At 67.8% G+C, this 26,980-nt stretch carries 25 protein-coding genes; 14 read left to right on the forward strand and 11 right to left on the reverse strand.

What is annotated here, in order from left to right:
- Positions 1-35: 35 nt before the first annotated feature.
- The 8 genes from UC35_RS01850 to UC35_RS01885 all read left to right on the forward strand — a co-directional run bounded on the left by UC35_RS01850 (position 36) and on the right by UC35_RS01885 (position 7,173).
- Positions 36-1,904 (forward strand): feruloyl-CoA synthase, encoded by a 1,869-nt coding sequence (locus UC35_RS01850; protein ID WP_061495635.1) that lies wholly within the window; start codon positions 36-38, stop codon positions 1,902-1,904.
- Positions 1,901-2,665: an SDR family NAD(P)-dependent oxidoreductase gene (locus UC35_RS01855; protein ID WP_061495636.1), complete on the forward strand. Its 765-nt coding sequence runs from the start codon at positions 1,901-1,903 to the stop codon at positions 2,663-2,665. The genes UC35_RS01850 and UC35_RS01855 overlap by 4 nt, the downstream gene beginning before the upstream one ends.
- Before the next feature lie 30 nt (positions 2,666-2,695).
- On the forward strand, positions 2,696-3,682 hold the full coding sequence (locus tag UC35_RS01860) for a Bug family tripartite tricarboxylate transporter substrate binding protein (protein WP_061495638.1): 987 nt from the start codon (positions 2,696-2,698) through the stop codon (positions 3,680-3,682).
- 35 nt (positions 3,683-3,717) lie between these two features.
- Positions 3,718-4,707: a Bug family tripartite tricarboxylate transporter substrate binding protein gene (locus UC35_RS01865; protein WP_061495640.1), complete on the forward strand. Its 990-nt coding sequence runs from the start codon at positions 3,718-3,720 to the stop codon at positions 4,705-4,707.
- Between the two features lie 8 nt (positions 4,708-4,715).
- Complete coding sequence (locus UC35_RS01870; protein ID WP_061495642.1) at positions 4,716-5,189, forward strand: MarR family winged helix-turn-helix transcriptional regulator; 474 nt, start codon at positions 4,716-4,718, stop codon at positions 5,187-5,189.
- 123 nt (positions 5,190-5,312) lie between these two features.
- Positions 5,313-5,645: a winged helix-turn-helix transcriptional regulator gene (locus tag UC35_RS01875; RefSeq protein WP_061495644.1), complete on the forward strand. Its 333-nt coding sequence runs from the start codon at positions 5,313-5,315 to the stop codon at positions 5,643-5,645.
- On the forward strand, positions 5,642-6,805 hold the full coding sequence (locus UC35_RS01880; RefSeq protein ID WP_061495646.1) for a fumarylacetoacetate hydrolase family protein: 1,164 nt from the start codon (positions 5,642-5,644) through the stop codon (positions 6,803-6,805). Before UC35_RS01875 ends, UC35_RS01880 begins: the two co-directional genes overlap by 4 nt.
- A 17-nt stretch (positions 6,806-6,822) precedes the next feature.
- Positions 6,823-7,173: an FKBP-type peptidyl-prolyl cis-trans isomerase gene (locus UC35_RS01885; protein WP_061495648.1), complete on the forward strand. Its 351-nt coding sequence runs from the start codon at positions 6,823-6,825 to the stop codon at positions 7,171-7,173.
- 182 nt (positions 7,174-7,355) lie between these two features.
- Here UC35_RS01885 and UC35_RS01890 read toward each other — a convergent pair whose 3' ends face one another.
- The 3 genes from UC35_RS01890 to UC35_RS01900 form a co-directional block, all read right to left on the reverse strand.
- Positions 7,356-8,126: a LytR/AlgR family response regulator transcription factor gene (locus UC35_RS01890; protein WP_061495650.1), complete on the reverse strand. Its 771-nt coding sequence runs from the start codon at positions 8,124-8,126 to the stop codon at positions 7,356-7,358.
- A gap of 79 nt (positions 8,127-8,205) precedes the next feature.
- On the reverse strand, positions 8,206-9,276 hold the full coding sequence (locus UC35_RS01895; protein ID WP_061495652.1) for a sensor histidine kinase: 1,071 nt from the start codon (positions 9,274-9,276) through the stop codon (positions 8,206-8,208).
- A 119-nt stretch (positions 9,277-9,395) separates the two neighbouring features.
- Positions 9,396-9,779 carry a RidA family protein gene (locus UC35_RS01900; RefSeq protein WP_061495654.1) on the reverse strand — a complete coding sequence of 128 codons (384 nt, stop codon included), beginning with the start codon at positions 9,777-9,779 and terminating at the stop codon, positions 9,396-9,398.
- Positions 9,780-9,929: 150 nt separating this feature from the next.
- On the opposite strand from UC35_RS01900, the gene grpE reads away from it, so the two are divergent.
- The 3 genes from grpE (at position 9,930) to dnaJ (ending at position 13,795) form a co-directional block, all read left to right on the forward strand.
- Positions 9,930-10,520 carry a nucleotide exchange factor GrpE gene (gene grpE, locus UC35_RS01905; RefSeq protein ID WP_082792537.1) on the forward strand — a complete coding sequence of 197 codons (591 nt, stop codon included), beginning with the start codon at positions 9,930-9,932 and terminating at the stop codon, positions 10,518-10,520.
- A 93-nt stretch (positions 10,521-10,613) separates the two neighbouring features.
- Positions 10,614-12,560 (forward strand): molecular chaperone DnaK, encoded by a 1,947-nt coding sequence (gene dnaK / locus UC35_RS01910; RefSeq protein ID WP_061495656.1) that lies wholly within the window; start codon positions 10,614-10,616, stop codon positions 12,558-12,560.
- Between the two features lie 95 nt (positions 12,561-12,655).
- Positions 12,656-13,795 (forward strand): molecular chaperone DnaJ, encoded by a 1,140-nt coding sequence (gene dnaJ / locus UC35_RS01915; protein ID WP_061495657.1) that lies wholly within the window; start codon positions 12,656-12,658, stop codon positions 13,793-13,795.
- Between the two features lie 12 nt (positions 13,796-13,807).
- Here the strand turns inward: dnaJ and UC35_RS01920 are convergent, their stop codons facing one another.
- The 8 genes from UC35_RS01920 to UC35_RS01955 all read right to left on the reverse strand — a co-directional run bounded on the left by UC35_RS01920 (position 13,808) and on the right by UC35_RS01955 (position 22,944).
- A complete protein-coding gene (locus UC35_RS01920) occupies positions 13,808-14,908 on the reverse strand; it encodes a PA0069 family radical SAM protein (protein WP_061495659.1) in 1,101 nt (366 codons plus the stop codon).
- A gap of 89 nt (positions 14,909-14,997) precedes the next feature.
- The gene (locus UC35_RS01925; RefSeq protein ID WP_061495661.1) at positions 14,998-15,978 is read right to left on the reverse strand and encodes an NAD(P)H-dependent flavin oxidoreductase; all 981 of its coding nucleotides are present in this window, start codon (positions 15,976-15,978) and stop codon (positions 14,998-15,000) included.
- Positions 15,979-16,080: 102 nt separating this feature from the next.
- Complete coding sequence (locus UC35_RS01930; RefSeq protein ID WP_061495663.1) at positions 16,081-17,871, reverse strand: acyl-CoA dehydrogenase; 1,791 nt, start codon at positions 17,869-17,871, stop codon at positions 16,081-16,083.
- A 120-nt stretch (positions 17,872-17,991) separates the two neighbouring features.
- Positions 17,992-18,924: an electron transfer flavoprotein subunit alpha/FixB family protein gene (locus tag UC35_RS01935; protein WP_061495666.1), complete on the reverse strand. Its 933-nt coding sequence runs from the start codon at positions 18,922-18,924 to the stop codon at positions 17,992-17,994.
- A gap of 1 nt (position 18,925) precedes the next feature.
- The gene (locus UC35_RS01940) at positions 18,926-19,675 is read right to left on the reverse strand and encodes an electron transfer flavoprotein subunit beta/FixA family protein (protein ID WP_061495668.1); all 750 of its coding nucleotides are present in this window, start codon (positions 19,673-19,675) and stop codon (positions 18,926-18,928) included.
- A gap of 194 nt (positions 19,676-19,869) precedes the next feature.
- Positions 19,870-21,147 carry a mechanosensitive ion channel family protein gene (locus UC35_RS01945; protein WP_061495670.1) on the reverse strand — a complete coding sequence of 426 codons (1,278 nt, stop codon included), beginning with the start codon at positions 21,145-21,147 and terminating at the stop codon, positions 19,870-19,872.
- Positions 21,148-21,185: 38 nt separating this feature from the next.
- The gene (locus UC35_RS01950) at positions 21,186-21,977 is read right to left on the reverse strand and encodes an enoyl-CoA hydratase (protein WP_061495673.1); all 792 of its coding nucleotides are present in this window, start codon (positions 21,975-21,977) and stop codon (positions 21,186-21,188) included.
- Between the two features lie 13 nt (positions 21,978-21,990).
- A complete protein-coding gene (locus tag UC35_RS01955; protein WP_061495675.1) occupies positions 21,991-22,944 on the reverse strand; it encodes a histone deacetylase family protein in 954 nt (317 codons plus the stop codon).
- Positions 22,945-22,986: 42 nt separating this feature from the next.
- On the opposite strand from UC35_RS01955, the gene UC35_RS01960 reads away from it, so the two are divergent.
- From UC35_RS01960 to UC35_RS01970, 3 genes are read left to right on the forward strand one after another with little or no spacing between them, the layout of a single operon-like run.
- A complete protein-coding gene (locus UC35_RS01960; protein WP_061495677.1) occupies positions 22,987-23,907 on the forward strand; it encodes an AAA family ATPase in 921 nt (306 codons plus the stop codon).
- Between the two features lie 19 nt (positions 23,908-23,926).
- Positions 23,927-24,973: a DUF58 domain-containing protein gene (locus UC35_RS01965; RefSeq protein ID WP_082792539.1), complete on the forward strand. Its 1,047-nt coding sequence runs from the start codon at positions 23,927-23,929 to the stop codon at positions 24,971-24,973.
- On the forward strand, positions 24,967-26,979 hold the full coding sequence (locus UC35_RS01970) for a transglutaminaseTgpA domain-containing protein (protein WP_061495679.1): 2,013 nt from the start codon (positions 24,967-24,969) through the stop codon (positions 26,977-26,979). Before UC35_RS01965 ends, UC35_RS01970 begins: the two co-directional genes overlap by 7 nt.
- The last annotated feature ends 1 nt before the right edge of the window (position 26,980 follow it).

Here is a 26,980-nt window from a genome sequence, read left to right on the forward strand (position 1 = left end):
AACAGCACCGCAGCCCGCAGGGCGAAGGTTGTCCAATGACCACCGCGCCCAGGTACCGGCCCCTGAAGTTCGGCGTCACGCGCGCCGTGCTGCGCCAAGGCGATGCAGGCACCGTCTACCTGCGCGCCGAGCAGCCGCTGGACAGTTATGCGCACCGCATGACCGACCGCCTGGCGCACTGGGCGCGCACCGATCCGGGCCGCGTCTTCATGGCGCGCCGGCGGCGGCAGGCTGACGGCAGTACCGGAGATTGGCAGCAGCTCAGCTACGGCGAGGCGCTGGAAGCGGCGCGCCGGATCGGCCAGGCGCTGATCGCCCGCGGGCTGGGCCCGGACCGCCCGGTCGCGATCCTGAGCGAAAACGGCCTCGAGCACGCGCTGCTCGCCCTCGGCTGCCTGTACGCCGGCGTGCCGCATTGCCCGGTGTCGCCTGCCTATTCGACCATCAGCCAGGACTACGACAAGCTGCGGCACGTGCTGGACACGCTCACGCCGGGCCTGGTGTTCGCGGCCGACGCGGCGCCCTACGCCAGGGCCATCCAGGCGGCCGTGCCCACGGACGTCGAAATCGTGATTGGCAGCGGCAGCATCGACGCCCGCCAAACCACGCCCTGGTCTGAACTGACCTCCACCCCGGCCACGCCGGCAGTCGACGCGGCGATGCAGGCCACCGGCCCCGACACCATCGTCAAGTTCCTGTTCACCTCGGGCTCCACCAAGCTGCCCAAGGCCGTGATCAACACGCACGGCATGTGGTGCGCCAACCAGCAGCAGATGCGCCAGTCGATGCCGGTGCTGGCCGAGGAGCCGCCGGTGCTGGTGGACTGGCTGCCGTGGAACCACACCTTCGGCGGCAACCACAACGTGGGCCTGACGATCTACAACGGCGGCACGCTCTACATCGACGATGGCAAGCCCACGCCGGCGCTGATGCAGGAGACCTTGCGCAACCTACGCGAGATCGCGCCGACCGTCTACTTCAACGTGCCCACCGGCTTCGAGGCGATCGCCCATGCCATGAAGGCCGACGCCGCGCTGCGCCGCCAGCTGCTGTCGCGCGTGCGCATGTTCTTCTATGCCGGCGCGGCGCTGGCGCAGCCGGTCTGGGACCTGCTGCACGAAGTGCAGGAAGCCGAAATCGGCGAGCGCATCGTGATGGGTACGGGCCTGGGCATGACCGAGTCCTCGCCCTTCGCGGTGTTCGTCACCAGCCCCGAGGTCAAGTCCGGCCACCTCGGCCTGCCCACCCCGGGCATGGAACTCAAGCTGGTGCCGGTCGAAGGCAAGACCGAGGTCCGCTACAAGGGACCGAACGTCACGCCCGGCTATTGGCGCGCGCCCGCTGAAACGGCCGAGAACTTCGACGAGGAAGGCTTCTTCCGCACCGGCGACGCGGTGCTGTGGATCGACCCGCAGGACCCGCACAAGGGCCTGAAGTTCGACGGCCGCATCGCCGAGGACTTCAAGCTCGCCACAGGCACCTTCGTCAGCGTCGGGCCGCTGCGCGCCAGGATCATCGCGGCCGCCGCGCCTTACGCGCAGGACGCCGTGATCACCGGCCTGAACCGCAAGGAAGTCGGCGCCCTGCTGTTTCCCACCGCGAAGGTCCGCCAGCTGGCCGGCCTGCCGGAGTCCGCCTCCCTGAAGGCGGTGCTGGAAAGCGCCCCGGTGCAGGCGCACTTCCAGAAAGTACTCGACGAGCTGGCGCCGCAGGCCACCGGCAGCGCGAACCGCGTCGCCCGCCTGCACCTGATGCACGAGCCGCCCTCGATCGACAAGGGCGAAGTCACCGACAAGGGTTCCATCAACCAGCGCGCCGTGCTCAAGCACCGCGACGGCCTGGTCCAGGCCTTCCATGACGACGCCCTTCCATTCACCCTGACACCTGCCAAGGAGACTGCATGAAGATCGAAGGACAGGCCGCGCTGGTCACTGGCGGCGCCTCCGGCCTGGGCGAAGCGACTGCCCGCGAGCTCGCGCGCCTCGGGGCCAGGGTCGCCGTGCTGGACGTCAACATCACCCTCGCGCAACAAGTCGCCTCGGAGATCGGCGGCATCCCCATCGCTTGCGATATCACCGACACCGCCAGCGTCACCGCGGCGCTCGCGCAGGCTGCTGGCAAGCACGGCCCGGCCCGCATCCTGATGAACATCGCCGGCATCGGCACCGCCAAGCGTGTGGTGCAGAAAGACGGCAGCGCCGCCCCGCTCGAGGACTTCGCCCGCGTCGTCAACATCAACCTGGTCGGCACCTACAACATGAGCCGGCTGTTCGCCGCCGAGTGCGCCAAGCTCGCGCCGCTGGAGGACGGCGAGCGCGGCGTGATGCTGTTCACCGCCTCGGTGGCCGCCTTCGACGGGCAGGTCGGCCAGCAGGCCTACAGCGCATCCAAGGGCGCGCTGGTGGGCATGACGCTCCCCATGGCGCGCGACCTGGCGCAACACGGCATCCGCGCCTGCACCATCGCGCCGGGCCTGTTCGCCACCCCGCTGATGCGCCAGCTGCCCGAGCCGGTGCAGCAATCGCTGGCGGCATCGATCCCCTTCCCGCCACGCCTGGGCAAACCCGAAGAGTTCGCCCAGCTGGCCTGCCATATCGTCACGAACACGCACCTCAATGGCGAAGTGATCCGCCTGGACGGCGCGTTGCGCATGGCGCCGCGCTGATCCGTATCCGTTTCACACCTGGAGACAAGCATGAGCAACCGTCGCGATTTCGTCAGGCAGGCTGCGAGCCTGGCCGCCCTGGGTTCCCTCGGCTATGCGGGCAGCGCCAGTGCGCAGAACATCGAGTTGGCCAAGATCCTCTGCGGCTTCCCGCCCGGCGGGACCAGCGACGCGATGTCTCGCCGGCTCGCGGACAAGCTGCGCGGCAACTACGCGGCCAATGTGGTGGTGGAGAACAAGCCCGGCGCCGGCGGCCAGATCGCCGTGACCGCATTGAAGGACAGCCCGGCCGACGGCAGTGTGATGCTGCTCACGCCGTCGTCGATGCTGTCGGTCTACCCGTTCGTCTACAAGAGTCTGCCCTACAAGCCCGACACCGACGTGCAGCCGGTGTCCATCGCCTGCTGGTTCGACCATGCGCTGGGCGTGGGCCCGGCGGTTCCGGAGAGCGTGAAGACAGTGAAGGACTTCATTGCGTGGGCGAAGGCGAACCCGGACAAGGCCAACTACGGCTCACCCGGCGCCGGCTCGATGCCGCACCTGATCGCGGGACTGCTGTCCAAGACGACAGGGCAGGACCTCAAACATGTTCCCTATCGCGGTTCGGCGCCCGGCATCCAGGACCTGCTGGGCGGTCAGATCTCCTCGATGTCCTCACCCGTCGGCGACTACCTGCCGCACATCAAGTCGGGCAAGCTGCGCGTGCTGGCCGTCTCGGGTGCCGAGCGCAGCAAGTTCCTGCCGGATGTGCCCACCTACCGACAGCAGGGCTACGACATCAATGTTCGCGAGTGGTACGGCGTTTTCCTGCCGGGCAAGGCTTCGCCGGAAGTCGTGCGGCGCACCGCCGCGTATCTGCAACCCGCGCTTTCTCAGCCCGACATGGCGTCCAGCCTGGCCAACTTCGGCATGGAGGTCGCGTCGTCCACGCCGCAAGTACTGGGCGACCTGCTGCGCGCGGACACGGACCAGTGGCGTGGCATCGTCCGCAAGGTCGGCTTCACGGCAGAGTCCTGAACCCCGCTTCCATCGCAACCCAGGAGATAGATCCCATGACGACCCGACGCCAAATTCTGCAATCGGCCGCCGCGGTCGGCACGCTGGGCGCGTTCCCGCACGCCGCATTTGCGCAGCTCTTCGAGACGGTAAAGATCATCAACGGTTTTCCGGCCGGCGGCACAGCCGATGCGACCTCGCGCCGGGTCGCCGAGCGCATGGGTGGTACCGCATACACGAAGAACGCCGCCGTCGTCGACAACAAGCCGGGCGCAGGCGGCCGTATCGCATGCGAAGTGGTGAAAGCCTCCAAGCCGGACGGCAGCACGCTGTTGTTGACGCCCTATTCGATGATGTCGATCTACCCGCACATCTATCAGAAGCTCAGCTACGACCCGTTCAAAGACTTCGTGCCGGTGTCGATCGCGGCGGTGATGACGCATGCCCTGTCGGTTGGCCCGATGGCCCCCGCCAGCGTGAAGTCGGTGCGCGATTACCTCGCGTGGGCCAAGGCGAACCCCGACAAGGCGAGCTACGGCTCGCCTGCAGCGGGGTCCACGCCGCATTTTTTGGCCGCGCTGCTCGGGCTCAATACCCAAACCGAACTGAAGCACGTGCCCTATCGCGGCTCGGCACCCGCGGTGGCCGATATGATCGGCGGCAACCTGGCGTCTTGCTCCACGCCCACCGGCGACGCGCTCGCCAACCATCGCGCGGGCAAGGTGCGCATCCTCGCCACCTCAGGCGCGCAGCGCACGCCCTTCACGCCCGAAGTGCCCACGTATGCCGAGCAGGGCTTCCCCGACCTCACCACCGAGGAATGGTTCGGCTTCTATGCACCCGCGGGCACGCCGGCCAGCGTGGTCTCCGCCGCCAATGCCTCCATCAACCAGGCGCTCAAGGAGAAGACGGTGATCGATTCGCTCGCGCTCATGGGCCTCGTTGCGCAAGGTTCGACGCCCGCCGAGATGGACAAGAGCCAGCGGGACGAGCACACCCGCTGGGGACCGCTGGTCAAGAAGATCGGCTTCACGGCGGAGTCCTGACCTCCTCAATGCCGCGCCCCGCCGCGAAGACACGCAGCAGACCTGCCCAGGCCGTCGAGGAGGTCGACACGACCTTTCTCGAAACGCTGATCGGCTACAACGCCCGGCGCGCGGCACTGGCGGTGATCGAGGTGTTCCTGGACCGCATGTCGGTCTACGACCTGCGCCCGGTGGACTTCTCCGTGCTGTCGCTGGTCACGCACAACCCCGGCATCACATCGCGCCAGCTATGCGGCGCGCTGGGCATCCTGCCGCCCAACCTGGTCGGCATGATCAACAACCTGGAAAAGCGCGCGCTGGTCCAGCGGCAACCGCATCCGCGCGACGGCCGCGCCATGGGCCTGCACCTGACGGCCGCCGGCCAGAAGCTGATGCGGGATGCGGAGCGCACGGCCACCGAACTGGAAGCGCAGGCCGCGGGGCGGCTGAGCGCCGCCGAGGTCAAGACCTTGATCCGCCTGCTCAAGAAGATCTATCTGTAGCCGTCGCGCCTGCGGCCATTGCGCACTGCTATTGTTTGTGTAGCAGTTAATGCGTACACTGCCCTCCCCGCGCCAGAAAAACCGCGCGGGATGCCGAAGCGGCAAAGAGGAGGTCCAGCCCCGATGAGTTCGAAGGAGAACGCCGCCGTCAGCCAGTTGCTGGGGCTGCTGGAAGCGCGCTACGCGATCCGGGTCCTGTGGGCGCTGCGCGACGGCCACGCCCAGACCTTCCGGCTCCTGCAGGACAGCGTGGGCGGCATCACGCCCAACACCCTCAACACGCGGATCAAGGAATTGCGCGAAGCCGGCCTAGTCCATCACGGCAACGAAGGCTACATGGTCACACCCGCCGGTTCCGACCTGCTCAAGCGCTTGGGCGAATTGCCCGCCTTCGCGGCCAAGTGGTCGGCGCTCCAGGCCAAGAAGAAATCGCAACCGGCGGCGGCCAAGCCATGAAGACCTGGCTGGAATTTTCGGCGGCTTTGCCCGCGGATGCGCAGGACGCGCTGCTGGTTGGCCGCGTGCAGATTGCCGGCTTCGGGCCGCTGCTGGTGCAGGTCACGCCCGAGGGCGTGCACGACATCTCGGGCCTGGCCGCCACCTGTAGCGAGCTGCTGGAGCTGGACGAGCTCGCCGGCAAGCTGCGCGCGCATCGCGGGCCGCGCATCGGCGCCACGCGCGAGGTGCTGGCCAACACCGCCTTCGACGCGCGCGATGCCGCCCGGCCCTGGTTCCTGGCGCCCTGCGACCTGCAGGCGATCAAGGCCGCCGGCGTCACCTTCGTTGCCTCCATGCTGGAACGCGTCATCGAGGAGCAAGCCCGCGGCGATCCGGCCCGGGCCGAGTCGGTGCGGCAGGAAGTGGTGGCCCTCATCGGCGAGGACCTGGGCGCCGTCACGCCCGGCTCGCCGCAGGCGCAGCAGCTCAAGCAGCTGCTGCAGGCGCGCGGCCTGTGGTCGCAGTACCTCGAAGTGGGCATCGGACCGGATGCCGAGATCTTCACCAAGTCGCAGCCCCTGAGCGCCGTGGGCACCGGCGCCGAGATCGGCCTCCATCCGGCCAGCGAATGGAACAACCCCGAACCCGAGATCGTGCTGGCGGTCAACAGCCGCGGCCAGGTGCAGGGCGCCACGCTGGGCAACGACGTGAACCTGCGCGATTTCGAGGGACGCAGCGCCTTGCTGCTGGGCAAGTCCAAGGACGACAACGCCAGCTGCGCCATCGGCCCGTTCATCCGGGTGTTCGACGAGCGCTTCGGCATGGACGACGTGCGCCGCTGCGACCTGGCCCTGCGCGTCGAAGGCAACGAGGGCTTCGTGATGCAGGGCGCGAGTTCGCTGTCGAAGATCAGCCGCGATCCGCTCGACCTGGTGGCGCAGGCGATCGGCCCGGTGCACCAATACCCGGATGGCTTCGTGCTGTTCCTGGGCACCATGTTCGCGCCGATCCAGGACCGGCGCGGACCCGGGCTGGGCTTCACGCACGAGCTGGGCGACCTGGTCACGGTGGCGTCGCCGCTTCTCGGTACACTCGCCAACCGAGTCAACACCAGCGACCGCGTGGCGCCGTGGACCTACGGCGTCACGGCCCTGATGCGCGACCTCGCGCGGCGCTGAAACCAGGAACATCCTCCATGAACACCACCCCCTCCGGATTGCAATACGAAGACGAAGTCGTCGGCAACGGGCCCGAGGCCAAGGCCGGCCAGCACGTGCGCGTGCACTACACCGGCTGGCTGTACAAGGACGGCGCCCAGGGCGCCAAGTTCGACTCCAGCCGCGACCGCAACGATCCCTTCGACTTCGCGCTCGGCGCCGGCATGGTGATCAAGGGCTGGGACGAAGGCGTGGCCGGCATGAAGGTCGGCGGCAAGCGCACCCTCATCATTCCGCCGCAGCTTGGCTATGGCGCGCGCGGCGCCGGCGGCGTGATCCCGCCGAACGCCGTGCTGAAGTTCGACGTCGAATTGCTCGACGTGCGCTAGGAGTCTGCGGGGCAGAAGGCTTCGAGCCAAAACTGGCGAAAACCGAGGAGCGTTTGGTGATACGGACAAGCCAATAGCCGTAGCTATTGGCGCAGGCCGGAGCGCCAAACGATACCGGTTTATCGGCGGTTTGGGCCGAAGTCGTTCTGCCGCGCAGACTACTGGGCCCGGCCGCAGCCGGCTCACATCTGCTGGAACAGGTGCAGGTAGCTGCGGCTCACCGGCAGCCGCTCGGGCCGGCCTTTCAGATGCAGCTCGCCGGCATCGGCCGCATGCATGAAGTGGCTGACGCGGTCCAGCGCGACGATCGCGCCGCGGTGCACCTGCATGAAACGCTGCGGGTCCAGTTCATCGGCGAGCTCGCGGATGGTCTTGCGGATCAGCGCCTCGCCGCCGTCCCACACCACCAGGGTGTACTTGTTGTCTGACCGGAAATAGGCCACCTGTTCCACCGGGATCAGGCGCACCGTCGCGCCCACCGAGGCCTTGATCCACTTGAGCGTGGGCGCCGGCGCGAGCTGCTGCCGCAGCGACTGCGCCAGGCGCTCCAGGGTCTGGTCATAGCCCGCAGGCTGTGCGGGCAGCGCGGCCGGCAGGCGCTGCTGGAGGCGGCGCACCGTGTCTTCGAGCCGCTGCGGCTCCACGGGCTTCATCAGGTAGTCGATCGCCCCATGGCGGAAGGCCTCCACCGCGTACTTGTCGAAGGCCGTGACGAACACCACATGGGCGCGCGTGCCGATGCAGCGCGCCGCCTCGATGCCGTTCATGCCCGGCATGTGCACGTCCAGGAAGGCGATCTGCGGTTGCAGGTCTTCGAACAGCTCCAGGGCTTCGCGGCCGTTTCGCGCCTGCGCCACGACCTGCAGCTGCGGCCACGCCGATTGCAGCAGGCCCGCGAGCCGCTCGCGCAGCAGCGGCTCGTCGTCGGCGATCAGCGCAGTGGCGGCCGTCATTGAACCCCCACGCTTGTCACTTCGTGTACTGCGCTGCTTCCCGAGGGGGCCTTCGCGCCTAGGGGCGGCCCGGCGGCGCTCATACATCCTTCTGCACACGCAGCCGGATATCCGCCCGCACGCCGTGCGGCTGCACCTCGCTCAGCTCGACCTTCGCGCCGGTGCCGAAGGCGGCCTGCAAACGCGCTTCGAGGTTGGCCAGGCCGGTGCCCGGCCCCGCGTGCTCCGACATGCCCACGCCGGTGTCGGACACCCACAGATGGATGGCCGAGCTGCCATCGCGGCGTGCGCCGACTTCGACATGCGCCGGCTCGCAGGCCGGATCGACGCCGTGTTCGATGGCGTTCTCCACCAGGGTGAGCAGCGCCATGGGCGGAAAGCGCAGCGACTTCACTTCGTCCCCGATGCGCACCGAATACGACAGGCGGTCGGGCATGCGCATGTGCATCAGTTCGAGGTAGGCCTGCACCAGCCGGTCCTCGTCGGCCAGCGTCGCATCCTCCTGCTGCAACTGGGGCATGGCGGCGCGGAAGTAGGCGATCAGGCTGCGGAACACCGGCGCCGCGCGCGGCGAGCCGGACTCGACCAGCTCCTGCACATTGGCCAGCGTGTTCAGCAGGAAGTGCGGCTGGATCTGCGCAGTCATCAGCTTCAGGCGGGCATCGGCGGCCTGGCGCTGCAGCGTTTCGCGCTCCAGCTGGAACTGCAGCAGCAGCGCCCGCGCGCTGGCGTTGCGTTCGCGAAAGAGCGCCCCCAGCGCCACCATGATGCCGATCACCATGGCGCCCAGCGTCACCATGACGTAGCCGCGCACATGTCCCTTGGAAGCCACGAAGGCCGAAAAGTCGCCGCCGGCGGTCAGCAGCTGCACGACCAGCGGCCCGATCGGCGCCGCGACCGCCACGGCCAGCAGCTGCACCACCCAGCGCGGCGCCAGGTTCTGTTTCCATGCGCCCGCGCCCGTGTAGGCCGCCAGCAGCAGCACGCCCACGAACAGCGTTTCGCCAAACAGCTCGATGTAGGTGTTGTGCGACATCGGGTAGAAGGCCGCGGCGGCCGCGGCGGCCAGCGCGACGACCAGGGCGATGCGCCGCCATTCGGGCAAGGCAAGGCGGCGCTGCGGCACCTGGGAAGCGGCGAACTCGGGCATCCCGGTCACGATAGGACCGGGCCGCGGTCGCGGTCAAGATGAGCCGCCCGGATATGCGACGAACTGCGGCATGGCGGGTGCGAACGGAGCAGCCGGCCGGCCCAGCCGTCTGGGACGCTTCAGCCCTGTTTACGCGCGGTCACCTCGATCTCGATCTTCATGCGCGGGTCGGCCAGCCCGGCCGAGATCATCATCGCGGCCGGCCGGATCTCGCCGAAATACTGGCGCAGCACCGGCCAGCAGGCCGGGAAGTCCTGCGCGTCGGGCAGGACATAGGTCACGCGAACCACATCGGCCAGGGACGAGCCGGCCTCCTCCAGCGCCTTGGTGATGTTCTTCAGGCACTGCTCGGCCTGGGCCGCGACGTCCCCGGCGATGGTCATGCTGGCGTAGTCGAAGCCGGTGGTGCCGGAGACGAATACCCACTCGCCGTCCACGACGGCGCGGGAATAGCCGATGTCGCGCTCGAAACTGGAGCCTGAACTGATGAGACGGCGGGCCATGGCGGGGTCCTTGGAGGGTTTCCAGCACTCTACAATGCCAGCCGTTCCGCCGCCGCCTCCCCTGATTCGCAAGGATGGGCCGGGCTGCGGCCTTGAAAAGGGTTTCCCGGCCCCAAGCTGGTGGCGAGCCCGTTTTGACCCCGACAAAGAATGACCGAACCCGACCGGATCGAACCCACTCTGGAGCCCCTGGAGCCGGCGACCGCGCCGCAGGCCACGCCCCAGCCTGCCGAGGCACCCGCCCCCCAGGAAATCAGCAATGAAGCCGAATCCCTGAACCTGGCGCAGGCCGAGCTCGCCGACCTGAAGGCCAAGAACGGCCAGCTCGCCGAGCAATACCTGCGCGCGCAGGCCGACGTGCAGAACACGCGCCGCCGCGCCGAGGAAGAGGTCAGCAAGGCCCGCAAGTTCGCGGTGGAAGGATTCGCCGAGGCCATGCTGCCGGTGATCGACAGCCTGGAGGCCGGCCTGGGCGTGAAGGAGGCCACGCCGGAGCAGATCCGCGAGGGTGCCGAGGCGACGCTGCGCCAGCTCATAAGCGCCCTGGAGCGCAACAAGGTCGTCGAGATCAACCCCCAGCCCGGTTCCAAGTTCGACCCCCACCGTCACCAGGCGATCTCCATGGTGCCGGCCGATTCGGGCCAGGAGGCCAACACCATCGTCAGCGTGCTGCAAAAGGGCTACCTGATCGCCGACCGGGTGCTGCGGCCTGCGCTGGTGACCGTGTCAGCCCCGAAATAGCTCGATCGGGCTTGAAACCCCACAGCTTATCCACAAGTAACGAACAATCTGATTTGAATTGGCCCGCCAGGGCCGCCAGTTAGGAGAAAAGACATGGGACGAATCATCGGCATCGACCTGGGCACGACCAACTCGTGCGTCGCCGTGATGGAGGGCAACACGCCCCGGGTGATCGAGAACAGCGAAGGCGCGCGCACCACGCCGTCGATCGTGGCCTACCAGGAAGACGGCGAGATCCTGGTCGGCGCCTCGGCCAAGCGCCAGGCGGTCACCAACGCCAGGAACACCATCTACGCCGTCAAGCGCCTGATCGGCCGCAAGTTCGAGGAGAAGGAAGTCCAGAAGGACATCCACCTCATGCCTTACAAGATCGTGCGCGCCGACAACGGCGACGCCTGGGTGGAAGAGCGCGGCAAGAAGCTCGCGCCGCCGCAGATCTCGGCGGAAGTGCTGCGCAAGATGAAGAAGACGGCAGAGGACTACCTCGGCGAGGCGGTCACCGAAGCGGTGATCACCGTGCCGGCCTATTTCAACGACAGCCAGCGCCAAGCCACCAAGGACGCGGGCCGCATCGCGGGCCTCGAAGTCAAGCGCATCATCAACGAACCGACGGCGGCGGCGCTGGCCTTCGGCCTGGACAAGCAGGAAAAGGGCGACCGCAAGATCGCGGTGTATGACCTGGGCGGCGGCACCTTCGATATCTCGATCATCGAGATCGCGGATGTCGACGGCGAGAAGCAGTTCGAGGTGCTCTCCACCAACGGCGACACCTTCCTCGGCGGCGAAGACTTCGACCAGCGCATCATCGACTACATCATCGGCGAGTTCAAGAAGGAACAGGGCGTGGACCTGTCCAAGGACGTGCTGGCCCTGCAGCGCCTGAAGGAAGCGGCCGAGAAGGCCAAGATCGAGCTGTCCAACAGCGCGCAGACCGACGTCAACCTGCCCTACATCACGGCGGACGCGACCGGCCCGAAGCACCTGAACATCAAGCTCACCCGCGCCAAGCTGGAAGCACTGGTGGACGACCTGATCGAGCGCACCATCGCGCCCTGCCGCACCGCGATCAAGGACGCGGGTGTGTCGATCTCCGACATCCACGACGTGATCCTGGTGGGCGGCCAGACCCGCATGCCCAAGGTGCAGGAAAAGGTCAAGGAGCTGTTCGGCAAGGAGCCGCGCAAGGACGTGAACCCGGATGAAGCCGTCGCCGTGGGCGCCGGCATCCAGGGCCAGGTGCTGGGTGGCGAGCGCAAGGACGTGCTGCTGCTGGACGTGACGCCGCTGTCGCTGGGCATCGAGACCCTGGGCGGTGTCATGACCAAGATGATCACCAAGAACACCACCATCCCGACGAAGTTCGCGCAGACCTTCTCGACGGCCGACGACAACCAGCCGGCCGTGACGATCAAGGTCTTCCAGGGCGAGCGCGAGATGGCCACTGGCAACAAGCTGCTGGGCGAGTTCAACCTGGAAGGCATTCCGCCGGCGCCGCGCGGGCTGCCGCAGATCGAGGTGACCTTCGACATCGACGCCAACGGCATCCTGCACGTGAACGCCAAGGACAAGGGCACCGGCAAGGAGAACAAGATCACCATCAAGGCGAACTCGGGCCTGTCGGAGGCCGAAATCCAGAAGATGGTGAAGGACGCCGAGCTGAACGCCGCCGAGGACAAGAAGAAGCTCGAGCTGGTGCAGGCCCGCAACCAGGGCGAGGCGCTGGTGCACAGCGTGCGCAAGAGCCTCACCGAGTACGGCGACAAGCTCGACGGCGGCGAGAAGGAAAAGATCGAGGCGGCCGTCAAGGACCTGGAAGGCGTTCTCAAGGGCGAGGACAAGGCCGCGATCGACGAGAAGTCCAATGCCCTGATGGCCGTGAGCCAGAAGCTGGGCGAGAAGATGTACGCCGACATGCAGGCGCAGCAGGCCGGGCAAGCGGCCGGCGCCGGCCCTGGCCCCGGCCCGGGTGCGGAATCGGCCTCGAAGCCCGCCGACGACAATGTCGTCGATGCCGAAGTGAAGGAAGTCAAGAAGGGTTGACGGCGGACGCTGCGCGCCGCGTCAACTCGCCGCGTTCGACACTTGCCCACGGGTAAGGTCGACGCGGCGATTCCGCTGAAAGAACACGAGAACCGATGGCCACGAAAAGAGACTATTACGAGATCCTCGGCGTGCCGAAGAACGCTTCGGAAGAGGAGATCAAGAAGGCTTATCGCAAGCTCGCGATGAAGTACCACCCTGACCGCAACGAGGGTGACAAGAACGCGGAATCGAAATTCAAGGAGGGCAAGGAAGCCTACGAGATGCTTTCCAGCGCCGAGAAGCGCGCGGCCTATGACCAGTTCGGCCACGCCGGCGTGGATCCGAACATGCGCGGCGGCATGGGCGCGGGCGCGGAAGGCTTTGGCGGCTTCGCCGAGGCCTTCGGCGACATCTTCGGCGACATCTTCGGCCAGGGCCGCCCCGGCGGCGCCGGCCGCGGCCGGCAGGTCTACCGGGGCAGCGACCTGTCCTACGCGATGGAGGTCACGCTGGAGGAAGCGGCCACCGGCAAGGAAGCGCAGATCCGCATCCCGACCTGGGAAGCCTGCGACACCTGCCACGGCAGCGGCGCCAAGCCCGGCACCCAGCCCAAGACCTGCACGACCTGCAACGGCCAGGGCGTGGTGCAGATGCGCCAGGGCTTCTTCTCGGTGCAGCAGACCTGCCCGCACTGCCGCGGCACCGGCAAGATCATTCCCGACCCCTGCACCGCCTGCCATGGCCAGGGACGCGTCAAGAAGCAGAAGACGCTCGAGGTCAAGATTCCCGCCGGCATCGACGACGGCATGCGCATCCGCAGCGCCGGCAACGGCGAGCCGGGCACCAACGGCGGCCCGCCGGGCGACCTGTTCATCGAGATCCGCCTGAAGAAGCACGCCATCTTCCAGCGCGACGGCGACGACCTGCACTGCGTGGTGCCCATCAGCTTCACGCAGGCCGCCCTGGGCGGCGAGATCGAGGTGCCGACGCTGCAAGGCAAGGCCGCCATCGACATTCCCGAAGGCACCCAGGCCGGCAAGCAGTTCCGCCTGCGCGGCAAGGGCATCAAGGGCGTGCGTTCCAGCTACCCCGGCGACCTGTACTGCCACGTGGCGGTGGAAACTCCGGTCAAGCTGACCGAGCACCAGCGCAAGCTGCTCAAGGAGCTGGACGAGTCGCTGAAGAAAGGCGGCACCAAGCACTCGCCTGCCGAAGAGAGCTGGGCTGACAAGCTGCGCGGCTTCTTCACCTAGGCCCGCAGACGCTCAGAACAGCTGCCCCTGCCCTTCCGGCCCCGGCGGCCGGAATTGCGAGGTATCCAGCCGGATGCGCTCCCGGTTGAAGCCCAGGCGCTGCGCCGCTTTCTCGAAGCGCTGCGCGATCAGCTGGGCCCAGGCGCCACGGCCCTTCAAGCGGGTCGCGAAGTCGCTGTCGTAGTCCTTGCCGCCATGCAGTTCGCGCACGCGCGCCATCACGCGTGCGGCGCGCTGCGGGTAGTGCAATTCCAGCCATTGCTTGAACAGCGGGTTCACCTCCCAGGGCAGGCGCAGCACGTGATAGAAGGCGCTGCGCGCCCCCGCCTCCCGTGCCGCCTCCAGCACCTGTTCCATGTCTTCCGTCAGGAAAGGAATCTGCGGCGCCAGGCTGACCACCGTGGGCACGCCGTGCTCCGACAGCGTCTTCAAGGTGCGCAGGCGCCGGTGCGGCGCGGCGGCGCGCGGCTCCAGCCGGCGCGCGAGTTCGGCATCGAGCGTGGTGAGAGTCACGCAGACCGAGGCGAGCCCGCGTGCCGCCATTGGCGCGATCAGGTCCAGGTCGCGCTCCACGCCGCTGGACTTGGTCACCAGCGAGAACGGATGGTGGGTCTCGTGCATCAGCTCGATCACGGCACGGGTCAGCCGCAGCTCGCGCTCCAGCGGCTGGTAGCAGTCGGTGGCAGTGCCGACGGCGATCAGCTTCGGCTCGTAGGCCTTCTTCGACAGCTCGGCGCGCAGCACCGCCGCGATGTTGCGCTTGGCGACGATCTTCGTTTCGAAGTCGAGGCCGGGCGACAGGTTCAGGTAGCTGTGCGTGGGCCGCGCATAGCAGTAGATGCAGCCGTGCTCGCAGCCGCGGTAGGGATTGAGCGAACGCTCGAAGAAGATGTCCGGGGAGTCGTTGCTGCCGATGATGCTGCGCGCGTCTTCCCAGATCACTTCGGTGGGCAGCTGCTGCGGCGCCTGCGCCAGGTCCTCGGCCAGCGTGCCCCAGCCGTCGTCGAAGGCCTGCCTCGCGTCACGCTCGAAACGGTGCGCCAGCCGGGTCGCGGAGCCGCGCCCCTTCAGCGCTTCGACGGGGATGTGTACTTCGTCCAAGGCTGCGCGCATCGATACTGAATGTCCATACAGTATCGACCGAAACGCCAGCCAATGCAAGCTCCGGCGCGCAAACGGGTGGCGACGCCCAGCCGGGAAGCTCAGGCGAGAGCGACTTCTCGCGTCACCAGCCGCTGCCGGGCTTCCTCGTATTCGCGCTTGAACCGTGCGATGAGCTGGGCCGCGCCCATCACTTCGGTGATGGCGCCAATGCCCTGGCCACTGCCCCAGATGTCCTTCCAGGCCTTGGCCTTGCTGCCCTCGCCGCCACCGAAACTCATCTTGGTGGGGTCGCTCTCGGGCAGGTTGTCGGGGTCGAGTCCGGCCGCCACGATCGAGGGCTTGAGGTAGTTGCCGTGCACGCCGGTGAACAGGCTGGAGTACACGATGTCATCGGAATTGGCGTCGACGATGGCCTGCTTGTAAGCCTCGGACGCGCGCGCCTCATGCGTGGCGATAAAGGCCGAGCCGATGTAGGCGAAGTCCGCGCCCATGGCCTGGGCAGCCAGGATGGCGCCGCCGGTGGCGATGGAGCCCGACAGCGCCAGCGGGCCGTCGAACCACTGGCGGACCTCCTGGACCAGCGCGAACGGGCTCTTGATGCCGGCGTGGCCGCCTGCGCCCGCCGCCACCGCGATCAGGCCATCGGCGCCCTTCTCGATCGCCTTGCGGGCGAAGGTATTGTTGATGATGTCGTGCATCACGACGCCGCCATAGCTGTGGATCGCTTCGTTGACGTCGGTGCGCGCGCCCAGCGAGGTGATGATGACCGGAACCCGGTACTTCACCACCATCTCCATGTCGTGCTCGAGCCGGTCGTTGCTCTTGTGCACGATCTGGTTGATCGCGAACGGCGCGGCCGGCTTGTCCGGGTGCGCCCGGTTATGGGCCGCCAGCGTCTCGGTGATCTCGTGCAGCCACTCGTCCAGCTGCGACGCCGGCCTGGCGTTCAGCGCCGGCATGGCGCCGACGATGCCCGCCTTGCACTGTTCGATCACCAGCTTGGGGTTGCTGATGATGAACAGCGGTGAGCCGATCACGGGGATCTGGAGGTTCTGCAGGACGGGCGGGATCTTCGACATGATGGGATTCTGGGCCAACGCAAAAGTGCTGCGGTCCGCGCGCTGTCAAGGGCGGGACAGCAAAGAAAAAAAGGGCGGGCACCCGGCCCGCCCTCTCAACGATCAGAACGCCTCCAGCGCCAGCGCCGTGACGCTGTCCGCGCCGTCGACGACCGAATCGCGCAGGGCCGGCACCTTCGACAGGATATGGTCGGCGTAGAAACGCGCGGTGGCGATCTTGGCCTCCATGAAAGCCTTGTCTTCCCCCTTGGCCAGCAGGTCCTCGGCCACCAGCAGCGAGCGCGCCATCTGCCAGCCGGCGACGTACATGCCCGCCAGCAACAGGTAGGGCACCGAACCGGCGAAGGCCGCGTTGGGCGATACCTTGGTCTTCCCGGCGATGAAGTCGACCGTCTCGAGGAAGGCCTTTCGCGCGGGCGCCAGGCGCTTGAGCATGGCACGTGCCGCAACGCTGTCGCGCTTGGCGAGTTCGCCCTCGGTCTTCTCGGCCTGGGCGGCGATCGCCTTGGCGACCTGTCCGCCGTCGCGTGCCGTCTTGCGGCCCACCAGGTCGTTCGCCTGGATGGCCGTCGTGCCTTCGTAAATCGTGAGGATCTTGGCGTCGCGCATGTGCTGCGCCGCGCCGGTTTCCTCGATGAAGCCCATGCCGCCGTGCACCTGCACGCCCAGCGAGGCGACGTCCAGGCTCATCTCGGTGCTGAAGCCCTTGACCAGCGGCACCAGGAACTCATAGAAGGCCTGGTTCTGCTGGCGCACCTGCGCATCGGGATGGTTGTGCGCCGCGTCGTAGGCTGCGGCGGCCACGCTGGCCATGGCGCGGCAGCCCTCGATGTGCGCGCGCATGGTCATCAGCATGCGCTTGACGTCCGGGTGATGAATGATGGGCGCGCTGGCATTGATCGAGCCGTCGACAGGGCGCGACTGCACACGCTCGCGCGCATAGGCCACCGCCTGCTGGTAGGCGCGCTCGGCGATCGCGATGCCCTGCATGCCCACGGCGTAGCGGGCCGCGTTCATCATGATGAACATGTACTCCAAGCCGCGGTTTTCCTGGCCCACGAGATAGCCCACCGCGCCGCCATGGTCGCCGTACTGCAGCACCGCGGTCGGCGAGGCCTTGATGCCCAGCTTGTGCTCGATGCTCACGCAATGCACGTCGTTGCGCGCGCCCAGCGAGCCATCCTTGTTGACCATGAACTTGGGCACGACGAACAGGCTGATCCCCTTCACCCCTTCAGGGGCGCCGGCCACGCGGGCCAGCACCAGGTGCACGATGTTCTCCGCCATGTCGTGCTCGCCGTAGGTGATGAAGATCTTGGTGCCGAAGACCTTGTACGAGCCGTCGGGCTGCGGGTCGGCGCGGCTGCGCACCAGCGCCAGGTCGGAGCCGGCCTGGGGCTCGGTGAGGTTCATGGTGCCGGTCCACTGGCCCGACACGAGCTTCTCGAGGTAGGTCGCCTTCAGTTCGTCCGATGCCGCGGTCAGCAGCGCCTCGATCGCGCCGTCGGTGAGCAGCGGGCACAGCGAGAAGCTCAGGTTCGCGGAATTGATCATCTCGATGCACGCCGCACCGATCGTCTTGGGCAAGCCCTGGCCGCCGAAGTCGGCCGGATGCTGCACGCCCTGCCAGCCACCCTCTGCGAACTGGCGATAGGCTTCCTTGAAGCCGGGCGTCGTGGTCACGACGCCGTCCTTCCAAGACGAGGGATTGCGGTCACCCGTGACATTCAGCGGCGCGACCACGCCCTCGTTGAACTTGGCGCATTCCTCGAGCACTGCCTGCGCCGTGTCGAAGCCGGCATCCTCGAAACCCGGGATCTTCGCGATCTCGTCGATTTGCGCCAGATGGCGGATATCGAACAGCATGTCTTTGACGGGGGCTTTGTAGGTCATGAGAGAACTCCGAGGGACAGGGGCTTGGGTAGGCTGGGGAAACTGCGAGGGCCAGGGCAAGGACATGGAGACTGATTCCCCAGTCCCCGTCCCTGGCCCTCTGGCCCGTGACGGGAAGGCTTAAAGCGCCTTCACCAGCTCGGGGATCGCGGTGAACAGGTCCGCTTCCAGGCCGTAGTCGGCCACCGAGAAGATCGGCGCTTCCGGATCCTTGTTGATCGCCACGATCACCTTGGAGTCCTTCATGCCGGCCAGGTGCTGGATCGCGCCGGAGATGCCGCAGGCCACGTACAGCTGCGGCGCCACGATCTTGCCGGTCTGCCCGACCTGCAGGTCGTTCGGGGCGTAGCCCGCGTCCACCGCCGCGCGGCTGGCGCCAATGGCGGCGCCCAGCTTGTCGGCCAGCGGCGTGATCACTTCCTTGAACTTCTCGGCCGAGCCCAGCGCGCGCCCGCCCGAGACGATGATCTTGGCGGCCGTCAGTTCGGGGCGGTCGTTCTTGGCGATCTCGTTGCCCACGAAGGCGCTCTTGCCGCTGTCGGGGGTGGCGCCCACGGTCTCGACCGCGGCCGAGCCGCCCTCGGCGGCAGCGGCGTCGAAGCCGGTGGTGCGCACGGTGATCACTTTCTTCTCGTCCAGGCTCTGCACCACGGCGATGGCGTTGCCGGCGTAGATCGGGCGCTCGAAGGTGTCGGCGGCGTCGACGCGGGTGATGTCGGAGATCTGGCCGACATCGAGCTTGGCGGCCACGCGCGGGGCGACGTTCTTGCCGGCGGCGGTGGCCGGGAACAGGATGTGGCTGTAGGCGCTGGCCAGCGCCAGCACCTGCGCCGCGACGTTCTCGGCCAGGCCGTGCGCCAGGTGCTCGCCGTCGGCGTGGATCACCTTGGCCACGCCGGCGATCTTGGCGGCAGCGGCCGCGGCAGCGCCGGCGTTGTGGCCGGCCACCAGCACATGCACCTCACCGCCGCACTTGGCGGCCGCCGTGACGGTGTTGAGCGTGGCGCCCTTGATGGAGGCGTTGTCGTGTTCGGCAATAACAAGTGCAGTCATCTCAGATCACCTTCGCTTCGTTCTTCAACTTGGCCACCAGCGTCGCCACGTCCGGCACCTTGATGCCGGCCGAGCGCTTGGGCGGCTCCGTGACCTTCACGATCTTCAGGTGCGGCTTGATGTCCACGCCCAGGTCGGCCGGCTTGAGGGTGTCCAGCTGCTTCTTCTTGGCCTTCATGATGTTGGGCAGCGTCACGTAGCGCGGCTCGTTCAGGCGCAGGTCGGTGGTGACCACCGCCGGCAGCGTGACCGACACGGTCTCCAGGCCGCCGTCGACTTCGCGCGTAACCTTGGCCTTGCCGTCGGCCACTTCGACCTTGGAGGCGAAGGTGGCCTGCGGCGCATCGAGGAGGGCCGCCAGCATCTGGCCGGTCTGGTTGCAGTCGTCGTCGATCGCCTGTTTGCCCAGGATCACCAGCCCGGGCTGCTCCTTGTCGACCACCGCCTTGAGCAGCTTGGCCACCGACAGCGGCTGCAGCTCGTCGGCCGTTTCCACCAGGATGGCGCGGTCGGCGCCGATGGCCATGGCCGTGCGCAGGGTCTCCTGGCACTGCGCCACCCCGCAGGAGACGGCGATCACCTCGGTGGCCACGCCCTTCTCCTTCAGCCGCACGGCCTCCTCGACGGCGATTTCGTCGAACGGGTTCATGCTCATTTTGACGTTGGCGATGTCGACGCCCGTGTTGTCCGACTTGACGCGGACCTTCACGTTGAAGTCGACCACCCGCTTCACGGGTACCAGGACCTTCATGCTGTGGGGCTCCTTGAGGGTAGGGAAATTGACGTTTACGTAAACGGAATCCGGGATTCTATGGGGCGCGGCACCAAGCGAATCTCATCCGCCCGCGCCCCCGGTCAGGGCAGGGCAGCAAAAAGCGAACGGTCGTTCGATTTTTCGAGATTATAGGCGGCGCGCGGCGCGACCCGAAGTCACGCGCGTAACGGTTAGCTTGCCGTGCCGGCCGGATTCGCTGGGTCAGTGTCGCTGCGGTCGCTGCGAACGTGCACCACCCGCTGCGGGTAGGAAATGTTGATTCCGGCGGCCCGCAGGCCGCGAAGCACACCCAGGTGCACTTCCGATTTCATGGGACCCTGGGCGCCGGGATCGATGACCCAGAAGTACAGTGTGAAGTCGAGGCCATCCGGGCCCAGGCGAGTCAGGTGCACGACCGGGCCCGGGTCCTTGAGCACCCGGTCCGGGACCAGGGCGGCGTCGCACAGGATGCGCTGGACTTGGTCCGGGTCACTGTCGTAACCGACGGTGATGTCGGTGCTGATCAATATGCGCGTGTCCGCGAGCGACAGGTTTTCCACGCGCTCGGTGATCAGCTTTTCATTCGGCACGATGGCCTCGCGTCCGTTGCCGGCGCGAATCAGCGTGTAACGGGTTTTGATGTCGGTGACGACACCCTCGAAGTTGTCCACCTTCACCGTGTCGCCGATGCGCAGGCTGCGCTCGAACAGGATCACGAAGCCGCTGACGTAGTTGGACGCGAGTTTCTGCAGGCCGAAGCCCAGCCCCACCCCCAGCGCGCCCCCCAGCACCGACAGCGCCGTGAGATCCACGCCCACCGCCGACAGCGCCAGCAGCAAGCCGATCAGCAGCAGCGTCGCGCGGATTGCGTTGGAAGCGACCTTGCGCAGGGACAGGTCGTGCACCGTCTGCCTCAGCACACGTTTTTCGAGCACCGCCGAAACCCACAGCGCCACCACCATCACAGCGCCGGAAGACAGCACCGCCTGAACGAAGGACAGCAGGCTGATCTTCGTCTTGCCGAAGACAACGTTGATGGCGTCCATCTCCTCCATGACCGCGGGCAGCAGGCCCACGATCCAGAGCACCGCCGCGATCCACGCCAGCCAGGAGAACACGCGCTCCATCAACCGGGCCAGCCCCGAGTTCGGGAACACCACCGTCAGCACCCGGGCCAGGAAGCGTATGCCCGCCAGCGAGATCAACACCGGAATGGCGATGCGCAGCACCGGGGCCGGCTGGTGCTTGGAGAAGTACGCCAGGGCCGCATAGGTCAGGCCCAGCGCCAGCAGCGGAAAGAGCAGCCCATCGATCGTGGCGCGCCCGAACCAGACCGAGTCCGGTCCTTTCTTGCGGCCGATCAGCCAGGTGACGGCGAAGGCCAGGACCAGGCAGCCCAGCAGTACAGCGAATTCCAGCGGCACGCCCGGATGGCCCAGGTCACGGACCAGCTTGTCTATATCGATCATGGGGGCCGATTATTGTTCTTGTTCTTGAGCCAGCCGAATCAGGTCTTCCAGGCGGGCTTGCGCTTTTCGGTGAACGCCTTGAAGCCTTCCTGCGCGCAGGTGTCGATCATGTTCAGCGCCATTGTGTGGCCGGCGAGCTGGTAGGCCGCTTCGATGCCCATTTCGCGCTGGCGGTAGAACAGATCCTTGCCCAGGGCGACCGCCTCGCGCGGCTTGTCCAGGATGCTGGCCACCAGCCTGGCGACTTCCGCGTCCAGCTGCTCGGGCTCCACCGCGCGGTTGATGAGGCCGCGCTCCGCCGCCTGCTGCGCCGTGATGAAGTCGCCGGTCAGCAGCATTTCCATCGCGTGCTTGGGCGAGACGTTGCGCAGCAGCGGGACGCTGGGCGTGGAGCAGAACAGCCCGTAGTTGACGCCGCTGACCGCGAAACTCGCGTTGCCGGAGGCCACCGCCAGGTCGCACTGCGCCACCAGCTGGCACCCCGCCGCCGTGGCAATGCCATGCACGCGCGCGATCACCGGCACCGGCAGCTTCAGGATGGACAGCATCATGCGGCTGCACTGGTCGAACAGCTTCCGGTAGTAGTCCAGCGAGGGCCGCTCCACCATCTCCTTGAGGTTGTGTCCGGGGCAGAAGGCCTTGCCGTTGGCGGCCAGGACGACCACGCGGGCGCCTTCATCGGCGGCGACGCGGTCCAGCGCGGCCTGCAGCGCGCCGAGCATCTCTTCGCTCAGCGAGTTGAAGCTCGCCGGGCGGTTCATGGTGAGCGTGATGACGCCGCGGCTGTCCCGCTCGTACTGGACGGCGTCGGAAGTGGGCGTGTCGTTCATCGTGAAGTCCCGGTCAAACACCCGCCAGCACGCGAACATGGGTTTCGACGCTGCGTCCCAGGGCGCTGAGGTTGTAGCCGCCTTCCAGCGACGAGATGATGCGGCCCTTCGCATGCCGGGCCGCGATGTCCTTGATCCGCATCGTGATCCAGGCGTAGTCCTGCTCGACCAGGCCCAGCTGGCCCAGGTCGTCTTCGCGATGGGCGTCGAAGCCGGCGCTGATGAAGATCATCTCGGGCTTGAACGCTTCCAGCCGGGGCATCCAGGCGTCGTCGATCAGCTCGCGGATGGCCATGCCGCGCGTGTAAGCCGGCACCGGCAGGTTCACCATGTTGGTCGCCGTCGGATGGGTGCCGGAGTACGGATAGAAGGGATGCTGGAAAAAGCTCACCATCAGGATGCGCTCGTCCCCGGACGCGATGTCTTCGGTGCCGTTGCCGTGGTGCACGTCGAAGTCGACGATCGCCACCCGCTGCAGGCCGTGCCGGGCCAGCGCGTACTTGGCGCCGATGGCGATGTTGTTGAAGATGCAAAACCCCATGGCGCGGTCGTGGCAGGCATGGTGCCCGGGCGGGCGCACGGCGCAGAAGGCGTTTTCCAGTTCGCCCGCCATCACCGCGTCCACCGCCCCCAGCACCGCGCCGGAGGCCCGCAGCACCGCGTTCCAGCTGTGGACGTTCATCGCGGTATCGGGATCGATCCGGGCATACGACTGGCCCCCGGCCGAGATCTCCTCCGCCAGTTCCTCGCCCAGCCCGCGCATGGCGGCGACATGCAGCTTGTCGTGCGCCAGTTCGATGTCGCCGGTCGAGGCCAGGGGCGCCTCGCGCCGGTCCAGCGCATCCATCAGTCCGCTGGCCAGCAACCGGTCATCGATCGCGTCCAGCCGCTCGGGACATTCGGGGTGGCCGGCGCCCATTTCATGGCGCCGGCAGTCGGGATGTGTGAAATACCCGGTTTTATTCATTGCGTCCCTGTCTCCTCGGAAAATTCGGATAAGGTTTCACGAATGGAAGCACAACAAAAACTGAAGGCACTGCTGGACCAGCTTAACACGGTGGTTGTCGGAAAGCCGTCCCAGGTGCGCGACTGCGTGGCATGCCTGCTGGCGGGCGGGCACCTGCTGATCGAAGACGTGCCGGGGGTGGGCAAGACGACGCTGGCGCATGCGCTCGCGCGCTCCTTCGGCCTGCACTTCTCGCGCGTCCAGTTCACCGCCGACCTCATGCCCAGCGACCTGTCGGGCGTGTCGGTGTACGAGCGCGGCAAGGAGGCCTTCGTCTTCCATCCCGGCCCGGTGTTTGCGCAGGTGCTGCTGGCCGACGAGATCAACCGGGCCAGCCCCAAGACGCAGAGCGCGTTGCTGGAGGCCATGGAAGAGAAGCAGGTGACGGTCGAAGGCGCAACCCGGGTGCTGCCCTCGCCGTTCTTCGTGATCGCCACGCAGAACCCACACGACCAGCTGGGCACCTTCGCCCTGCCCGAGTCCCAGCTCGATCGCTTCCTGATGCGCATCTCGCTGGGCTACCCCGACCGCGCGGCCGAGCGCGAGCTGCTGGCCGGCGACGACCGCCGCGGCATGGTGGAGGCCATGCGCGGCACGCTCACCCCCCAGGACCTGCAGGCGCTGCAGCAGCAGGTGCTGCAGGTGCATGCCGCCGGTGCGCTGCTGAATTACCTGCAGGACCTGATCGCCGCCACGCGCTCGGGCCGCTGGTTCCTGCAGGGCCTGTCGCCGCGCGCCGGCATCGCGGTGATCCGCGCCGCCAAGGCGCAGGCCATGATCAGCGGCCGCGACTACGTGGCGCCCGACGATGTGCAGGCCATCCTGCCGCAGACCATTGCCCACCGCCTGATCCCGGTCGGCGACGCCGGCCGTGGGCCGACCGAGCAGGTGCGCGCCATGATGGAAGCAGTGCCGCTGCCCTGACCCGCCGCCTCGCCCCAGGATGAGTTCACCCGTGGCTTCCGCGACCAACGCCCCCGACGCCCCCGCGGCCGTTCCCGCCGCCGGACAGGAGCATTACTTCGTGCTCAACCCGGTCGCACACGCGCGCCGCCAGTTCCGCGCGTGGTGGCAGGCGCGGCTGCCCTTGTCGGACAGCATCACACTGACGCAGCGCAACGTCTATATCCTGCCCACCCGCCCCGGCTTCATGATGGGCGCGACCCTGCTGGTGCTGGTGATCGCATCGATCAACTACCAGCTCAATCTCGGCTACCTGCTCACCTTCCTGCTCGCCGGCTGCTGCGTGGTCGGGATGCATGTCTGCCACGCCACCCTGCGCGGGCTCACCATGAACCTGATGGCGCCGGACCCGCAGTTCGCCGGCACCAGCGCCTGCCTGCGCATTGCCCTCTCCAACAACCGCAAGTCGGCGCGCTACGGCATCGGGCTGGCGGTGCTCGACCTCGACCAGGACGACCGCTGGGCCTACACGGACGTCCCCGCGCTGGGCAGCAGTACGGTGCAGGTGGCTTTCAAGCCGGGGCGGCGCGGCCTGCACCGGGTGCCCATGCTCACGGCCGAGACGCGCTTCCCGCTCGGCATCTTCCGGGTGTGGACGGTGTGGCGGCCGGCTGCGCAGGTGTTGGTCTATCCGGCGCCCGAAGCCGTCCCGCCGCCCTTGCCGGCCGGTGAGCCGCGCGCCGGTGGCGGCGCCACCGCGCGGGTGCAGGCCACCGGCGAATTCGAAGGCGTTCGCGCCTACCGGCGCGGTGACCCGCTCAAGCTGGTGGTTTGGAAGAAGGCGGCCAAGAGCGAAGAGCTGGTCAGCCGCGACGCCCAGCAGGCGCAACGCTACGAGCTGTGGCTGGACTTCGCGCAGGCGGGCCTCCAGGACACGGAGCGGCGCCTGTCGCGCTTGGCCGCCTGGGTGCTGCAGGCCGACCGGCTGGGCATGGACTACGGGCTGCGCCTGCCCGGCCAGCAGATCGCGCCCGCCAGCGGCGAGGCGCATAAGCGGCGCTGCCTGGAGGCACTCGCCACATGCTGAGCCGCCTCGCCAAGCTGCCGCGCGACAGCCGGGACACGCTGTTCCTGCTGGGCGTGATCGCCTGGCTGGTGCTGCCGCAGGCGCCGCACCTGCCGGTCTGGTGCGTGGCGATGGCGGCGGGCCTGCTCGCCTGGCGCGCGCTGCTGGCACTGGGCTCGCGCCCCCTGCCCGGCTCGGTCTGGGTGGTCGGCCTGCTGGTGCTGGCTGTCGCGGCGACCTTCGCCACACACCGCACGCTGCTCGGGCGCGACGCCGGCGTCACGCTGATCGTGACGCTGCTGGCGCTGAAGACGCTGGAGATGCGCGCCAGGCGGGACATCTTCGTGGTGTTCTTCCTGGGCTTCTTCACGATGCTCACCAACTTCTTCTTCTCGCAGTCGCTGCTGACGGCTGCGGCGATGCTGCTGGGCCTCCTGGGGCTGCTCACGGCGCTGGTCAACGCGCACATGCCGGTCGGAAAGCCTTCGCTGGCCGAGTCGGCGCGCACCGCCGGCTGGATGGCCCTGCTGGGCGCGCCGGTGATGGCGGTGCTGTTCGTGCTGTTCCCGCGCTTCGGGCCACTGTGGGGCATGCCGGGCGACGCCATGGCGGGGCGCAGCGGGCTGTCGGCCAACATGCAGGTCGGCAGCATCGCCTCCATCGTGCTGGATGAGAGCATCGCCATGCGGGTGCGCTTCCTGGGCCCGGCCCCCGCGCCTGGCGAGCTGTACTTCCGCGGCCCGGTGCTCTCCACCTTCGACGGCCGCGAATGGCGGCCGGTGTCGCCGCGCCTGGGATCGGGAACCACCGCCCTGACCGGGAGCTCGCAGCTGCAGGTGTCGGGCCAGCCCCTGCGCTACGAGGTCACGCTGGAGCCGAGCAACCGGCCGTGGATCCTGGTGCTCGATGCGGCAGCCAAGCCGCCCGAGGCGCCCGGCGTCGACACCATCATGACCAGCGAGCTGCAGTGGCTGGCCAGCCGCCCGGTCACCGACCTGCTGCGCTACCAGGCGGAAAGCCACACCTCGTTCCGGCACGGCCCGCGCAGTTTCGCCGCGGTGCTGCCCGAGTACCTGCAGTTGCCCGCCAACCGCAACCCGCGCACCTTGGCCCTGGCCCAGCAGCTGAAGTCGGATGCCGGCTTGCGCACGGGCGGCCCCGAGGCGCTGGTGCGGGCGGTGCTGGAGCGCCTGCGCACCGGCGGCTACGGCTACACGCTGGATCCTGGGGTGTACGGCGCCGAGACCGCCGACGAATTCTGGTTCGACCGCAAGGAGGGCTTCTGCGAGCACATCGCCTCGGCGTTCGTGGTCCTGATGCGGGCCATGGACATTCCCGCGCGCCTGGTCACCGGCTACCAGGGCGGCGAACTCAACAAGGTGGATGGTTTCTGGGTGGTGCGCCAAAGCGACGCCCACGCCTGGGCCGAGGTCTGGCTGCAGGGCCAAGGCTGGGTCCGGGTGGACCCCACCGGTGCCATCGCGCCCGAACGCGTGGGCTCCCTGCGGCGCCTGCAGCCGCCGCGCAACGCGCTGGCTTCGGCCCTGGGCAACATGACGCCCGGTCTGACGGTGAACCTGCGCGCTGCCTGGGAAGCGATCAACAACGCCTGGAACCAGCGCATCCTGAACTACACGCAAAGCCGGCAGCTGAACCTGCTCAAGGACATCGGCTTTTCCTCGCCGAGCTGGGAAGACCTGAGCCATCTGCTGATCTCGGTGATCGTGCTGGTCGCCCTGGGTGGCGCCGCCTGGACCCTATGGGACCGGCGCGAGCGCGACCCCTGGCTGCGCCTGCTGCGGCGCGTGCGCGGGCGCCTGGCGGCCGCCGGCGTCGTCCTGCCCGCCGCCGCGCCGCCGCGGCAGATCGCCGGCGCCGTCACCGCGCGTTTCGGCGCGGCGGGCGCGCCGTTGGCCGACTGGCTCTTGCAACTCGAGGCGCTGCGCTACGCGCGCGCGCCTTCCACCAGCCTGCCCCTGCTGCAGCGCGATCTGCGCCGGCTCCATTGGCCCGAGGCTCCGACCTGAT

Origin of the sequence: Ramlibacter tataouinensis, assembly GCF_001580455.1 — a bacterium.
GTDB lineage: Bacteria > Pseudomonadota > Gammaproteobacteria > Burkholderiales > Burkholderiaceae_C > Ramlibacter > Ramlibacter tataouinensis_B.

What these genes read in the sequence shown, in the direction of transcription:
- UC35_RS01850 (WP_061495635.1), top strand. Translation starts at nt 36, where the DNA reads ATGACCACCGCGCCCAGGTACCGGCCCCTGAAGTTCGGCGTCACGCGC.
- UC35_RS01855 (WP_061495636.1), top strand. Translation starts at nt 1,901, where the DNA reads ATGAAGATCGAAGGACAGGCCGCGCTGGTCACTGGCGGCGCCTCCGGC.
- UC35_RS01860 (WP_061495638.1), top strand. Translation starts at nt 2,696, where the DNA reads ATGAGCAACCGTCGCGATTTCGTCAGGCAGGCTGCGAGCCTGGCCGCC.
- UC35_RS01865 (WP_061495640.1), top strand. Translation starts at nt 3,718, where the DNA reads ATGACGACCCGACGCCAAATTCTGCAATCGGCCGCCGCGGTCGGCACG.
- UC35_RS01870 (WP_061495642.1), top strand. Translation starts at nt 4,716, where the DNA reads ATGCCGCGCCCCGCCGCGAAGACACGCAGCAGACCTGCCCAGGCCGTC.
- UC35_RS01875 (WP_061495644.1), top strand. Translation starts at nt 5,313, where the DNA reads ATGAGTTCGAAGGAGAACGCCGCCGTCAGCCAGTTGCTGGGGCTGCTG.
- UC35_RS01880 (WP_061495646.1), top strand. Translation starts at nt 5,642, where the DNA reads ATGAAGACCTGGCTGGAATTTTCGGCGGCTTTGCCCGCGGATGCGCAG.
- UC35_RS01885 (WP_061495648.1), top strand. Translation starts at nt 6,823, where the DNA reads ATGAACACCACCCCCTCCGGATTGCAATACGAAGACGAAGTCGTCGGC.
- UC35_RS01890 (WP_061495650.1), bottom strand. Translation starts at nt 8,126, where the DNA reads ATGACGGCCGCCACTGCGCTGATCGCCGACGACGAGCCGCTGCTGCGC.
- UC35_RS01895 (WP_061495652.1), bottom strand. Translation starts at nt 9,276, where the DNA reads ATGCCCGAGTTCGCCGCTTCCCAGGTGCCGCAGCGCCGCCTTGCCTTG.
- UC35_RS01900 (WP_061495654.1), bottom strand. Translation starts at nt 9,779, where the DNA reads ATGGCCCGCCGTCTCATCAGTTCAGGCTCCAGTTTCGAGCGCGACATC.
- grpE (WP_082792537.1), top strand. Translation starts at nt 9,930, where the DNA reads ATGACCGAACCCGACCGGATCGAACCCACTCTGGAGCCCCTGGAGCCG.
- dnaK (WP_061495656.1), top strand. Translation starts at nt 10,614, where the DNA reads ATGGGACGAATCATCGGCATCGACCTGGGCACGACCAACTCGTGCGTC.
- dnaJ (WP_061495657.1), top strand. Translation starts at nt 12,656, where the DNA reads ATGGCCACGAAAAGAGACTATTACGAGATCCTCGGCGTGCCGAAGAAC.
- UC35_RS01920 (WP_061495659.1), bottom strand. Translation starts at nt 14,908, where the DNA reads ATGCGCGCAGCCTTGGACGAAGTACACATCCCCGTCGAAGCGCTGAAG.
- UC35_RS01925 (WP_061495661.1), bottom strand. Translation starts at nt 15,978, where the DNA reads ATGTCGAAGATCCCGCCCGTCCTGCAGAACCTCCAGATCCCCGTGATC.
- UC35_RS01930 (WP_061495663.1), bottom strand. Translation starts at nt 17,871, where the DNA reads ATGACCTACAAAGCCCCCGTCAAAGACATGCTGTTCGATATCCGCCAT.
- UC35_RS01935 (WP_061495666.1), bottom strand. Translation starts at nt 18,924, where the DNA reads ATGACTGCACTTGTTATTGCCGAACACGACAACGCCTCCATCAAGGGC.
- UC35_RS01940 (WP_061495668.1), bottom strand. Translation starts at nt 19,675, where the DNA reads ATGAAGGTCCTGGTACCCGTGAAGCGGGTGGTCGACTTCAACGTGAAG.
- UC35_RS01945 (WP_061495670.1), bottom strand. Translation starts at nt 21,147, where the DNA reads ATGATCGATATAGACAAGCTGGTCCGTGACCTGGGCCATCCGGGCGTG.
- UC35_RS01950 (WP_061495673.1), bottom strand. Translation starts at nt 21,977, where the DNA reads ATGAACGACACGCCCACTTCCGACGCCGTCCAGTACGAGCGGGACAGC.
- UC35_RS01955 (WP_061495675.1), bottom strand. Translation starts at nt 22,944, where the DNA reads ATGAATAAAACCGGGTATTTCACACATCCCGACTGCCGGCGCCATGAA.
- UC35_RS01960 (WP_061495677.1), top strand. Translation starts at nt 22,987, where the DNA reads ATGGAAGCACAACAAAAACTGAAGGCACTGCTGGACCAGCTTAACACG.
- UC35_RS01965 (WP_082792539.1), top strand. Translation starts at nt 23,927, where the DNA reads ATGAGTTCACCCGTGGCTTCCGCGACCAACGCCCCCGACGCCCCCGCG.
- UC35_RS01970 (WP_061495679.1), top strand. Translation starts at nt 24,967, where the DNA reads ATGCTGAGCCGCCTCGCCAAGCTGCCGCGCGACAGCCGGGACACGCTG.